Raw genomic sequence first — 13,548 nt, 5'->3', positions numbered from 1 at the left:
TGCTTGCGGTAGCCGTTGGACACGTAGACGTTGTGGGCCCCACCGCGGAAGTCGAGCGGTGGGGCCCATGTGCTGGTTAGCGCGATAGCGGGTTGGGGTTCCGTACGCCCGGTGGCTGTGATGCCGCGGGTGCGGGCCGGGCGCAGCTGGGAACCGATGCCTTGGTCATCGTGAGATCGTGTGAGTTGCCCCTGGTCCGAAGGTCCAGCTGCCGCTGGGAACGGTGAACGTCGCGAACTCGGCGCCCGCCACCTTGCTGCGGCCCTGGTAGGCGGCGGCTGAGGGATGGGCGGGGACGAACCCCTTGGGGGTGTCGGCGTCGAGCGGCACGTACACCGTTGCCGTCGTGTTGCCAGGAATCTGGACGGCGAGTCTGATCCTGCCGCGGTCGTCGTGGGTGAACGACGAGGCGATGGGGCCCTTCACGGTGGGCACCGTGATCGAGGCGTGGTCAAGTCCGCCAGGCCGCACCAGTACCCGGAACCGGGAGTAGCCGGCCTGGGTGGGGCTGATGCCGAAGATGTCCCGGGCGGTGGAGATCACCGGGGCGGAGGCCCACAGGTGGCTGAACGATGTGTTGCTCTTCAGGGAGGGGTCCCACGCCTCCATGGTGGCGCCCGCACCCAGGTCCATCATGTGCTTCCAACTGCGCATACCGTCGTCCGTCATCAGTTCCACGGCGCGCTGCGTGTGGCCGGTGTCTGCCAGCGCCTTGAGCAGGAAGTTGGCACAGAAGACGCTGCAGGCCATGGGGCGGGAGGCGAGGTAGTCGCCCGCCGCTGCGGCGTCGGTGTCGTCGTTGACTCCGAAGGCGACGGCGTAGGCGGTGGCTTGGACGGCTGTGTGGGTGCTGCCCAGACCGTCGACGAACGCCCCCTTGTCGGCGTCCCAGAGCTTGCTGTTGATCGCGGCCCGCATCCTGGTGGCGATGGTCCGGTACTTCTCGGCGTCGGCCCTGTTGCCGAGGGCCGACGCGATCTGCGACATGGCGTCGAACGCGGCGTACGACCATGCGTTGACCGTGGTGTTCACCCGGGTGAACTCGTATCCCTCGCGGTCGGCCTGGGGCCAGTCGACGAGGTCGCGCCAGTTGCCGGTGTTGTTGGCGCCGCCGAAGACGGTGACGTCCTTCTCGACGAGGCCGTCGGCGTTGAGGAACTGTTCGGGAAGGTTCGACTTCAGCGTGTCGTAGGAGCGCCGCATCGATCGCTCGTCGCCGGTCTGGAGCCAGTGGTCGCGGGAGGCGAGGACTGTGGCCAGCCGCCACTCGGTGATGGGGCTGGGGTTGTCGAGGGACCATTCGTGGCCCAGGCGGTCCCAGGACCGGTCGCTGGTCAGAACGTCGCTCGCGGACGTGATGTTGTAGGTGTCACCGGCGTTGTCGGCGGTCCGCTCGCGCGTCGCGGAGTCGTAGGGAAGGTCGAAGCGGAGTCCCTGCACGGAGTTCCTGACGAAGCCCCACACCTGGTCCAGATCGGCGTTGGACGAGCTGAAGCTCGCCTCGGTCTCGTCGTACGGGTAGACCAGGGCCGCAGCACGGATGTCCGCCGTGGTGAGGTCGTCCGGCGCGCCGATCAGCTCGGCGTACCGGAAGACCCGGTATCCCCAGTGGGTGAGCCTCTGGGGTCCGTCCTTCAGAGTCCACACGTCACGGTAGGCGTTGGTCGTGCGCAGGTTGTAGCGCACCGCGTCCGGGCCGTCCGTCTCCTCGCCGAGGCGTACGTCGACCTGCTGCCCCGCCGTTCCGTTCAAGGTCAGGTCGAGCCCGCCGATCCAGGACCGGCCGAAGTCGATGATGTAATGCCCCGTCCCGATCTTGCGGACGCTCTGCGGAGCCTTGTCCTGGACCTGGATGTTCTGGGACTGCTGCGCTATCGGGGCCGGTGAGGCCAGGGCGGGCTTCACGTCGGCCCTCTGCCAGGACGCGTCGTCGAAGCCCGGCTCGTCGAAGCCCCAGGGATACTCGGACGCCTGGAGGTCCTCGCGCGGTGACCCGTAGTACCAGCTTCCCGTGCCACGGGCCGGCGGATAGACCCCCACGCCGTCGAGTGCGCGCCAGCCCCGGCCGGTGCCGAACACCTGCTTCTGTCCATCGGAGTACGTCACTACCAGCTGCGCCAGGAAACGCTGATCCTGCGTGGTGTACGCCTGGGCTGCCACCGTATTGACCGCCCCTTCGCGCATCAGCCCGGTGACATCCCACGCGCCGTAGAAGTTGTCGGAGTGGAACTGCGGGACCGGTCCGACGCCGACCTGCCGGCCGTTCACGTAGGCGCGGAAGACGTACTGTCGGCTCGGGACCGTCGACCGGCCGCTGGCGTAGAGAGTGGCTGCCACGATGGGCTTGTTCGCGAGTCGTACGTCACCACGGAGGAAGGCCCAGTCGGCGGCGACACCGGTGACGAGACAGCGGTTGTCCTTCTGGACCCAGAAGATGCCCGTCATCTGCGTTCCGCACGAGAACACCTGCTTGTCACCGGTGAACCCGGTGGTCAGCGTGGTGCCGTCAGTGTCGACGACCGAGATGTCGCGCAGGAATCCCCATTCCCCGGAGCCGGTCGCGACCCCGACGACCCCCGTGGGGAAGGCGGAGTCGGTGAGCTGGGAGACCACGTCATCGTTGATCTTCGTGGTGATGGAAGGCCCGGACACAGTGATCTCGACGTCGATCTGCTTGTTCGTCCGGATCGTGCCGGCCGGCAGGTCGACGGGCGTCAGCTGTACGTCCCTGCCACGGACCCGCTTCACCGGGACGAGACGGTTGTCGGCCTGGAACCGCCAGACGTAGGAGTTGTCGACGTCCTCGGCGCGGAAGACGAGGCCGACGGCCCTTTCGATCAGGAAGATCTTGGTCTTGACGGTGTAGTCCGCCCAGGCGGGCGTTTCATGCCCGGGTGCCCAGATGGGTTCGGCCTTCCAACTGTCCTTGACCGCTGTGCCGAACTCCGCCACTTTCGACCACGGCCCGGGCCTGCTGCCGGACCACGTCCGCACGGCCCACCAGTACCGGGTCTGCGGAGCGAGCCGGGGACCCGCGTAGGCAACGCTCGTCGACCTGCCTGAGTCGACCCTGCCCGAGTCCCAGACAAGCGATCCACCGGCGAGCGAGACCTGCTTGCCTACCTTCACCTGATACGCCTTCTGCGGCGCCCCGGACGCAGCGACCCAGGACAACCGCGGAGCCCGCAACTCCTCGATCGCCATCGGGGCGGGCTGGAGTTCGATGGTCAAGTGCGTCGGAGCCGAGTTCGCCGCAGGTGTGCCACTTGCCGCGGAAGCGTTCGTGGCACCCACCGGGGTCGGCGGCGAGGCTGCCACACCGGCCAGTGCCAGCCCCGTTGCCAGAAGGGCGATGAGGAGTCTTCGCATGCTGCGAACCTTTCGACAGAACAAAAGCTCTGGTGTGTAAATCGTTTCAGTCGCTACCGGGTGTGCGGTGTCGGGAAACGTGGATGAGGTGAGGGTGCATGGGGTGTGCGAGGAGCCGGGCAGCCATGCCGGGAAACGGTATGGCTGCCCGTGATGCGCCGGCGGCGGGCCGGATGTTCGCCGGACCCTTATGCCGCAGTCAGTCAGGAGTCGTTGAACGTGTGCGTTCCCGCCGTGACCGTATAGACGGCGAACTCCTCTCCGGCGTACTCGCACTTCCGCTCGAACCCGGCGCCGCGGGCAGCGGTGACGGTCTTCCCGAACGTGGGCACCCAAACCTCGGCCTCGGTGTTGTACGGGACGGTCACCGTCAGCCGGATCCTGCCGTCCGCGCGCCGGTGCCAGCGCGAGGCGACCGTGCCGCGCACCGTGTCGATGCGCCCCTCGACATGGTCCAGGGCGGACTGCACATCGGCGGCCGGCGGGACGCTGCTGGTGCCCTGCACCGTCGGCACGTACGGGCGGATGCGGATGGCCCGGTAGCCGTCCTCGGTCGGGCTGATGCCGGCGAGGCCTTGGTAGTACCAGGTCAGGATGGTGCTGGAGTAGTGGTGGTCCTTCGAGAGGTAGAGGGTGTCCCAGGTCTCCCACAGCGAAGTGGCGCCGCGCCCGATCTGCCAGCCCCAGCTCGGGGACGTGGTCCGGGTGGCGACCTTGTAGAGCACATCCTTGTAGCCGTGCTCGCTGAGCGCCATCCACAGGTACTTCATGCCGTAGATGCCCGCGCCGATGTGGTAGTCGCGGGCGACGATACTGTCGGCGGCGGCCTTGGCCGCGCTCGCCTCCCCGCCCTTCGGCACCATGCCGAACGCGATCGCCATGACGTTCACCGACTCGGTGTTGCCCCCGATGAAGTAGGCGCCGTTCCAGTACTCGCGTACGAAGGTGGCCAGGACGTCGTCGGCGAGGGCACGGTAGTGCTTGGCGTCTGCCGTCCTGCCGAGTAGCTTCGCCGATCGCGCCATGGAGTCGGCGAAGAAGTAGTAGTACTGCATGTTGATGACGGCCGTACTGCCACTGTTCGCGACTGCGGCGTATTCACCGAGCTTCGTCTCGTACGTGTACTTGTTCGCGGCGTTCCAAAAACCGGTGTAGTAGTCCATCAGTTTGCGCTGCGCGTCGTAGAGCGAGCTGAAGACGGTGTCGTTGCCGTAGTACTTGTGCAGCTCCCAGGGGATGACGAAGAGCGCGGCCTCCCAGGCAGGGGTCGGGCCCTCCACGGACGCCCAGCCCGGGGTGTGGTCGTAGCCGAAGCCGCCCTTGGCGGCCGGGACGATCTCGGGGATCTCGCCCGTCGAGATCTGCGCGTCGGGCAGATGCTCCAGCCACTTGGGGAAGAAGCGGGCCAGGTTGTTGCCGAGGATCATCGGCTCCGATCCGCCCTGCGCGTCCCCGGTCCAGCCGTTCTTCTCCCTGCTCGGTGTGTCGGTCACCTTCTGCACAGTGTTGTTCCACTCGGCCCAACGGCAGTTGCGCGCAATCCTGTTGAGCAGCGCGTTGGACGTCTCGACCGTGCCCGCGACCGGGTATGCGGACCGCTGCACGAGCGCGACCACGGTGTCCTTGTCCGGGGCGGAGGGCAGCCCGCTCACCTGGGCGAACCGGAAGCCCTTGTTGGTGAACGACGGTGTCCACCGCTCTACCCCGCGTCCGGCGAGTGTGTAGTAGTCGGCCTGTGAATCCCCGGCGATCTGGTAGTCGTTGGTGAACAGGAAGCCTTCGGTCCGTAGTTCGTCGTCGACCTGGACGCGGACGGTGGTACCCCTCTTCCCCTGGACGGTGAGCCGCGTGACACCGCTCATGATCTGCCCGAAGTCGACGATGTACGTTCCCGGAGTCCCCGCGAGTTCGGTGATGGCAATCGGCTTGACGGTGGCGAGCGTCTTGACGGGCTCCTGTTCCTGCGCGCGCAGGGTTCCCCGAGGCGCGCTGACGACAGGGGCCGGGATCCAGTCCCGGGCGTCGTAACCAGGCTTGTCGTAGCCCGGTTCGGCGCGGCGGGCGTCGTACTTCTCGCCGGCGTACACGGAGTCGAAGGTGGTGGGCCCGTCGGTCGTCCGCCAACTGCCGTTGCTGATCACCGTCCTGCGGCTGCCGTCGCGCAGCACGACCTCCAGCTGGAGCAGCAGCTTGGGACTGTCGTGGAACGGCGCCATGTGGTGGTACCACTCGTTCGGCGTTGTCAGCCCGTACCAGCCGCGCCCCAGCTCGGCACCGATCGCGTTGGACCCGCGACGCAGCAACTCGGTGACGTCGTACGTCGTGTAGAGCACGCGCTGGTCGTAGTCGGTCTGGTCGGGAACCAGGAGTCCGTCCGTCACCGGCTTCCCGTTGACGGTCACCACCGGCCAGCCGCCCGCCGCTACGTAGATCCGCGCCGAGGTCACTTCCTGCGGCAGCTGGAACTCCTTGCGCACCAGCGGCGCCGGGTTGGCGCTGGGTAGAATCGCGTCCTTCGTCGACGCGGCCCGCGGCCCGATGGGCAGCCCGTCGGCGGCGGGCGTGCCGTGTTCGAGGGGGTTGACGCCCCCGGCGAAGTCGGTGGTGAAGCCCCGGCCGCGGTCGGCCCTGACGGTCAGTTTCTTGACGACGGCCCTGGTACCGAGCGAGACGCCGATGGTGCCGTGCGTCTGGAGATGCTCGGCGGGCGGGGTCCAGGTGTCGATCTCGATGCCATCGACGGCGGTGATGATGGTGTCACCGCGCGTGATGACCGTCAGCGAATGCGGCGCCGTGGTGAGGTTCCCGGCCGTGACTTTCCCGCCGAGCTGGTCTCCGGTGAGGGTACGCAGCGTCGTCGTGGTGTTGGTGTTCCTGGTCGGATTGGTCTCGCTGTGCGCGTCGTACGGCGCTCCGTCGTAGTGCCGCACCTGCTGCCGCAACGTCACCACACCGCCGACATCCGACAGCTTCCAGATATAGGACTCCCCGTACTTCTTGCCGACGGGCAGCGCGTGGAACATCAGTCCGAAGCCGCTCGCGGCGTCGGTGATCCGGAACTCGGCGGTGACGGTGTGATCGGTCCAGTCGTGGTCCTGCTCCTGGCGGCCGCCGATCCACAGCGCGCTCCAGTCGGACGCCGTGAGCAGGCCGGTCTCCCACCAGGCCGGCTCGCTCCAGCCGGATACCCGACCATGCCCGTCCCAGACCCGAACCTGCCAGTGGTAGCGCGTACGGGACTTCAAGTCCGGCCCCTGATAGGCGACTTGCAGATCGAGCGCCGACCGCACCCGACCACTGCTCCACAAGGGGCGCGAGGCATTGAGCCCGCCGGCAGAGGTGGCGACACGCACCTCGTACGCGGTTTGCCGGGCGACTCCCGAACTCCAGCCGAACCGCGGTGCGGACTCGATGCCCAGTGGATTGTGTGCGTAGTTGACCGTCAACCGGTCGGGGGCTCTGCCCCCGGTCGTTGACGACCGGTCGCCCGCGAATGCGGGCGTGGGCGCCGCCGCGGAGCCGGCGATGGCCAGCGCGGCGGCGGTGCCGCCGGCCTGCTTGAGGACGCTTCGGCGTCCGGGCCCGTTCGTGGACCTGTCCTGTGCGTCTGACGGATTCAAGGAATTTTCTCCTAAGCGATGTGCTGTCGGACAAGACGGACCTGAGCGTTACGGGCGGGCGAGGTGCCGGCAGGGTCAGCTCAGGGTGCTGGTGAGGTGGTAGCTGCCCGAGGGGAGTCGATAGGTGGCGACGCCGTCCTCGAAGCCGAGTAACTTCACCCCGTCCGCCCGCGCGAGCGGTGCCCGTCCCTCGCGGACCGAGGAAGCGGCCCGGGCCGGTATGCGCAGGGTCGCCGTACTGTTCGCGGGCACCTGGGTTCGATAGACCAGGACCTCGCCCCGCACCGCCCACTCACTGGTGATCTCGCCGTACGGCGAGACGTGCGAACCGGCGACGTGCGTGATCTTCCCGGTGGGGTCGATGTGCGGCTGGAGGAAGAAGTGCTTGAAGCCGGGGTGGTCCGGGTCCTTCGCGATGCCGGCCATGTCCGTGTACATCCACTCGACGACGGCGCCGTAGGAGTAGTGGTTGAACGAGTTCATGTCGACGGGGCCGAATCCGTCGTCCTTCGAGTACGAGTTCCAGCGCTCCCAGATCGTGGTGGCACCGTTTCTCACCGAGTACAGCCATGACGGCATGGCGTCCTGGTGAAGCAGCGTGTACGCGAGGTCCGCTCGGCCCTGGTCGGTGAGGACCGGGGCGAGGACGTTGACCCCGAGGAACCCCACGGACAGCGTGTACCCCGGGTACGGCACGCGGGCGCTGTCGGGATGGGCCCGCTTGTAGGCGGCGGAGTTCTCGATGTTCTCGGCGAGCAGTTCCAGCAGTCCGCGCCGCTGGGCGTCCGTGTCGTACAGGCCGAGCTTCAGTGCCCACAGCAGCGCGGTCTGGGAGTTGTCTTCCGAGGTCGCGGCGCCGGGCAGGCTTGAGGCTTTGCCGAGACTGGAGCGGAGTACGAGGCTGCCGGAGGTGCCGGTGCTGAGGTATTTGGCGATGAACGCCCGCTTGATGTTCGAGGACAGTGCGTCGTAGTCGACGGCTGCGGTCTCGCGGCCGGTGGCGCGCGCCATGTCGGCCATGAGGCGGGTGGAGTAGGCGTAGTAGGCGTCGCTCATCAGCTGCGCACTGGTGGGCTGGAAGGCCAGCCAGTCACCGAAGACCGAGCCCTGACCCGCGTAGGTCTCTCCCGTGCTCTGGCGGATCCAGTCCACGTACCGGGTCATGGCTGCCCAGCTGCGCTCGATCACGGTGGTGTCGCCCGACATCTGCCAGACGGTCCATGGCACGATCACACCCGCGTCGTCCCAACCACTCGCCGGCGCAGGCAGGTTGTACCGGGAGCCGGGCGCGACCATGGTGAACTGAGCGTCGTCGCGTCCGTAGGTCTTCTGCGAGTCGAGCAGGTTGTCCTGAAAGTGGCTGAGGAAGTTGACGGCGTCGGCGTTGTAGAGGCCCGTGTTGGAGAACACCTGGGTGTCGCCCGTCCAGCCGAGCCGCTCGTCGCGCTGGGGACAGTCGGTCGGCACCCACAGGTAGTTGCCGCGCTGGCCCCAACGCACGTTGTTGATCAGCTGGTTGACCTGGGCGTCGTCGGTCGTGACAGTGCCGATGTCACGGATCGCGGAGGTGGCGACCCGGCCGGTCAGGCCAGAGACCGTGACCCTCGTGTCCGGCGTGGTAACGGCGACTGAGACGTAGCGGAAGCCGTAGAAGGTCAGCGAGTCCTGGTGGGTCTCGCCGCGGGTATCGCCCTTGAGGGTGTACGTGCTGGTGGCTTTGGCGGTGCGAAGGTTGGCCCGGTACACCGAACCCTCCGGCCCGTCGGATCCCTCACTGCCGTCGTTGAGTATCTCCCCGAACCTGAAGGTGACTTCGGCGCCCGCGGGGCCGCGCACGGTGTAGCAGGGCACGCCGACCATGTTCTGCCCGAGGTCGAAGACCGCGGTATCGCCATCGCCGATCGTCACAGAGGCAGTGGCGGCTTTGGCGGGGTCGATCACCGTCCGGGAGGGATCGACGACGATACGGCCCTTGCCGTTGGCGCTGCCCGCCTCGCCGGCCACCCCGGTGTAAAGGGTGAGTGACTGCGGCTTGCGGTCCCACTCGGACATCAGCCGGGCCGTCTCGCCAGGGTAGGCAACCAGTTTCGAGTCGGGGAAGCGCATGGCGAAGTCGTGCTCCTCGACGTCCGACCAGGAGGCGTCGTCGGAGCCACCCGCTGTCCAGCCCGGCATCTCCTTGCGGGCGTCGTAGGCCTGCCCGTCGTAGATGTCGTCGGCGCGGTAGGGGCCCGTGTCGGTCGCCTTCCACCCGCCGCCAGGCCTGGTGACCACGCTCTGCGTCGTACCGTCGGCGTACCGGATCAGCAATTTGGCCTTGAGAGCGAGGCGGTTGCCGTCCTTCGAGTAGTACTTGCTGCTGGGAGCGAGCGAATAGGTGGTCTCGCTGATCCGGGAGTTGTACCAGCCGTTGCCGAGCACCGCCGCGAGCGTCACCGTGCGCTGTCCCGCGAGCAGATCCGTGACGTCGTAGCTCATGTAGTTGACGGTGCTGTCGTAGTTCGTCCAGCCGGGGGTCAGGAGTTCCTGAGTCGTGGCCCGGCCCTGGGACACCGAGACGCGGCGGCCGTTGACGTAGCCGTCGTACACGCCGAGGGCCGACACGTACAGCCGGGCCTCGCGCACTCGCCCCTTGAGCGCGGTCTGTCGTCGGAGCAGCGGTGCCCCGGGGCTGTTCGGCGTTTTGCCTGCCATGCTGATCCACTTCGCGCCGTCCCAGCCCGACACGCCGTCGGTGCTGAGCAGGCCGGTCTCGAAGACGGCCGTAGGCGCACCGGCAACCGCACGACCGTCCTCGTCCCACACCCGTACAGTCCAGAAGTAGCGCGTCGAGGCGCGTAGTTGGCTGCCTGCGCAGCGCACTGCCACGGAGTCCGCCGACTTGATGCGGCCGCTGTCCCAGATGTCCGCGTGGCTCCGCGTCAGGCGGTCGGGCGACGTGGCCACCAGGATCTGATACGCCGTCTGGCGCCGCCCACGTGCGGAGGACTCCATGCGCCAGCCGAACCGAGGCTTGTCGGCGTCGACGCCGAGCGGGTTCACCCGGCGCTCCACCGTCAGCCCCGACACCGAGGTCCGGTCCGAGGCGGGTGCGGCCCACGCGGTGCCCCCGCCGGCCCCGATGGCGATCTGTCCGGCCGAGACCACAGGCACGGCACCGAGAGCCGTGGTGAGCACCGTTCGGCGGCGCACCTCGGTGTGGCCCTCCGACTGGGCGTCCTCGCGGTTCCCTGCCGGTTCCTCGGCTCCGTGCATGTCGCTCGCTCCTTGGCTCACACCGTCATCCCTTCGGCCTTCGGAGTGACCGTCCAAGGGGGTTGCCGACGATCGCCAGACCTGTTGGTTGTATCGATTCACTCCAGTCGGCGGTGAACTTAACCGCCCGTGTGACGGCTGTCCATCACTCCGGCAACACAAGTTTCGAAAGAAGGCGATCAGAACTTCCCAGGAAGAGGCAGGTTGCTTGTGTCGGCGGTGCTGCTGAGAGGGGATGTCGGCCTGGTGGGCGCCGGAGTTGAGACCGAGGTGGTGCAGGCTGCCCTTCACGGGGTTTTGAAACATTTCAAATCACCCCGTCGGCTCCAGTGGCAAGCGTCGACGGGCAGGTCGGGGTGACGCCGAAGCGGCCCATGTCCCGCCCGTGCCGGGCGGCGGTGTGGCAAGTCCTCGGCCGTGCGCGGTATGGCGACGGACTTGAGGATCTGGTCGGTCCCGGTGGGCGCGGTGCTGGTCTGGTCTCAGCCGTACAGAGCGGTCGGGTGTCCGGAGTCGGCCTCTTCCCCGATGGCTGACCGGACCAGCGCGGGCGGCCCGGAGGCCGGCGCGATCGCGGCCATGCCGTTCATGTCCGAATCCTTCACATAGGGGTTGTTCGTGCACATTCAGATCGACGACAGCCCCCATGTCGGCCGTGAGACCCGCTCTGCGGATTTCCGACTTCCAACCCGTTGCAATCATGTTCTGGCTATGTGAATATGCGATTCTGCAGTGACGGTAACGGTCATTCCGATCAGCTCGTACGTGCTCAGGTACGGCTTTCGTCGGGGGAACTGGTCCGCGGAGCCAGGACACGCGACTCACTCAAGGCCCAGACCCACCCAGGACGAAAGGTGAAGTGCTGACTGTGTCTACGACGCCTGGATCCGGAGGTTTCGTACCCTCGAGAAGGCAGGTGATGGTGGTCGGCGCGGCGGTTCCCCTCGGTGCTGTGACGCGGGTGGCCGCGACGCATCCGGCTGCCGCCGCGTCCGAGGTGTGCCGTGCGCCCGCCGCCGGAGTTCCCATGCTGGTAACCGCCGACTGCGACGACCCGAGATTCAACCAGCCTTACGTCGATATCGACGAGTGGCGGGACACACCGGTGCCTCATCGCTATGTGCACGGCGGGTTCACGGGCACGGACGCGAGGTTCTCGTTCTGCTTCCCGCCGCCGAAGCGCTACCGGGGAAGATTCTTCCAGATGACCTACCCGATCTTCACCAGCGAGAACGCTGCGCCGGACGACATCGGCTTCGGCGTCGCGAGCGGAGCCTATGTCGTGCAGACCAACATGGGCGGGGCGGAGGCCACCGGACCGGGCGGGGGCGGGGCGAGTGCCCAGAAGGATCCTTCCATCGGGGGTTACAGGGTCAACGCGGCGGCGGCGAAGTTCTCGCGGCTCGAAGCGGCCCGTATGTACGGCAAACACCGTTGCTACGGCTATCTCTACGGCGGCAGCGGCGGCGCGTACCAGACGATCAGCGCCATGGAGAACACCACCGGTGTGTGGGACGGCGGGGTGCCGCTCGTCATGGGATCGCCGAACGCGATCCCCAGCATGTTCACCGTGCGGGTCCATGCGCTGCGCGTACTGAGGACGCGCAACAAGCTCCCTGGGATCCTGGATGCGGTCGACCCCGGAGGCAGTGGCGACCCGTACGCCGACTTGAACGAGGAGGAGCGAGGGGCGCTACGAGAAGCGACGCGGCTGGGATTCCCGCCGCTTGGTTGGTGGAACCACGCGACGCTGACCGGAGGGGCTCTGAGCCTGGTCGCCGGCTCTGTGCCCACTTCGGACCCGACCTACGTCGACGATTTCTGGACGAAGCCTGGCTATCTCGGCACCGATCCGACGTCATCGGTCTCGGCCGCACGGATCCGGCACGACACGACCGTCATCAGCGTGATAGCCGGAACTCCGGGGCGGCTCTTGCTGTCGAGTGTGCCCACAGGGAGTCCGGAAGGTCTCGACCTGGTCGTCATGAGCGGCGCTGCCACAGGTCGGCGGCTCTCCCTGGGCGCGGTCGTCGGCAACATGGTCGTCTTTGGATACGGCGCGGACCCTGCGGTAGTGAGCGCCATTCAGGCGGGCGACCGGGTACGGATCGACAACTCGTGGTACCTCGCCCTCCAGACCTATCACCGCCACCAGGTTCCGACACCCGACATGTACGGCTGGAACCAGTTCCGGGGCCCCGACGGCACCCCCGTCTACCCGCAGCGCGACGTCCTGGTCGGACCGTCGGCCGCCTTCAACGCGGGTGGTTCCCACCAGACCGGCCGGTTCCACGGCAAGGTGATCGTGCTGGAGTCATTGACGGATATCGACGCCTTCCCGTGGCAGGCCGACTGGTACCGGACGAAAGCGCAACAAGCTCTGGGGCGGCCTCTCGACGACAACTTCCGTCTCTGGTACACGGACCATGCCCAGCACACCGCACCGGACAGTGCAGCGGGCGAAGCCCGCATCGTCGGCTATCAGGGAGTGCTCCAACAGGCGCTTCGCGACCTGAGCGCGTGGGTCGAGAAGGGCGTACGGCCTCCTGCCAGCACCAGCTACAAGGTGGTTGACGCTCAAGTGAAGGTGGCGAAGACCGCCGGGCGGCGAAAGGGAATCCAGCCGGTGGTCACCTTGACTGTCAACGGCGGCGAGCACGCCGGCGTCGCGGTCGACCAGCCCGTCGAATTCTCCGCAACGGTCCAGGTCCCACCCAATGCGGGCAAGGTGGTCGGGGCGGAATGGGACTTCGAGGGTATCGGCACCTATCCAGTCCCCGCGCAGCTCGGCCGGATCGGATCGACGGTAACCCTGCACGCCACTCATTCCTTCCCGATACCCGGCACCTATTTCCCCGTACTGCGAGCTACGTCGCAGCGGGAGGGCGATCCTCGGACTCCCTACGCGCGGATCCAGAATCTTGACCGTGTACGGGTCGTGGTCACGTAGGTGGAATCGCCCTGGGTTCATCGGAGACTCCGGGCTGTGTTTGTGACCTGGGGTTTCTGGGTTGTATGCGCGACAAACGCACGGTCCTGGTCGAGGCACTGACCGGCCGGTTCGGCGACCACCACGCCTTCCTCGCCCGGACCATGCTCGACCGGATCGATGCCGGCACCGCCACCGAGTCCCGGCTGACCGAACGGATCGGGGAACAGGTGGCACCCTTTCGTCGTCAGCTCGACCTCCTGGCTACGCTCCCCGGCGTTAGTGCTGGGTTCCTCAAACGGTGTATACATACCGGCGCCGCAGTCGGCGGGTCGGCGGTGCGGGTCTGCCCCAGATCCAGGGGTTGGCAAGGGC

At 67.3% G+C, this 13,548-nt stretch carries 4 protein-coding genes and 1 pseudogene; 2 read left to right on the top strand and 3 right to left on the bottom strand.

Features of this window, described 5'->3' with window-relative positions; genetic code table 11:
* Positions 1-165: 165 nt before the first annotated feature.
* The 3 genes from ABZ725_RS37215 to ABZ725_RS37205 all read right to left on the bottom strand — a co-directional run bounded on the left by ABZ725_RS37215 (position 166) and on the right by ABZ725_RS37205 (position 10,244).
* A complete protein-coding gene (locus ABZ725_RS37215) occupies positions 166-3,231 on the bottom strand; it encodes a family 78 glycoside hydrolase catalytic domain (RefSeq protein ID WP_358806821.1) in 3,066 nt (1,021 codons plus the stop codon).
* A gap of 341 nt (positions 3,232-3,572) precedes the next feature.
* Positions 3,573-6,989 (bottom strand): family 78 glycoside hydrolase catalytic domain, encoded by a 3,417-nt coding sequence (locus tag ABZ725_RS37210; protein ID WP_358806820.1) that lies wholly within the window; start codon positions 6,987-6,989, stop codon positions 3,573-3,575.
* A 75-nt stretch (positions 6,990-7,064) separates the two neighbouring features.
* Positions 7,065-10,244: a family 78 glycoside hydrolase catalytic domain gene (locus ABZ725_RS37205; protein WP_358806819.1), complete on the bottom strand. Its 3,180-nt coding sequence runs from the start codon at positions 10,242-10,244 to the stop codon at positions 7,065-7,067.
* Between the two features lie 919 nt (positions 10,245-11,163).
* Here ABZ725_RS37205 and ABZ725_RS37200 point away from each other — a divergent pair.
* Together ABZ725_RS37200 and ABZ725_RS37195 are read left to right on the top strand one after the other, a co-directional pair.
* Positions 11,164-13,194, top strand: coding sequence for a Tat pathway signal sequence domain protein (locus tag ABZ725_RS37200; protein WP_358806818.1), 2,031 nt, complete (start codon positions 11,164-11,166; stop codon positions 13,192-13,194).
* 65 nt (positions 13,195-13,259) lie between these two features.
* Positions 13,260-13,548 (top strand): annotated as a pseudogene (locus ABZ725_RS37195) (hypothetical protein); the annotation flags it as partial.

The organism is Streptomyces sp. NPDC006872 (assembly GCF_040635845.1).
GTDB lineage: Bacteria > Actinomycetota > Actinomycetes > Streptomycetales > Streptomycetaceae > Streptomyces.
This window is presented reverse-complemented; position numbering and strand designations above follow the sequence as displayed.

What these genes read in the sequence shown, in the direction of transcription:
- ABZ725_RS37200 (WP_358806818.1), top strand. Translation starts at nt 11,164, where the DNA reads ATGGTGGTCGGCGCGGCGGTTCCCCTCGGTGCTGTGACGCGGGTGGCC.
- ABZ725_RS37205 (WP_358806819.1), bottom strand. Translation starts at nt 10,244, where the DNA reads ATGCACGGAGCCGAGGAACCGGCAGGGAACCGCGAGGACGCCCAGTCG.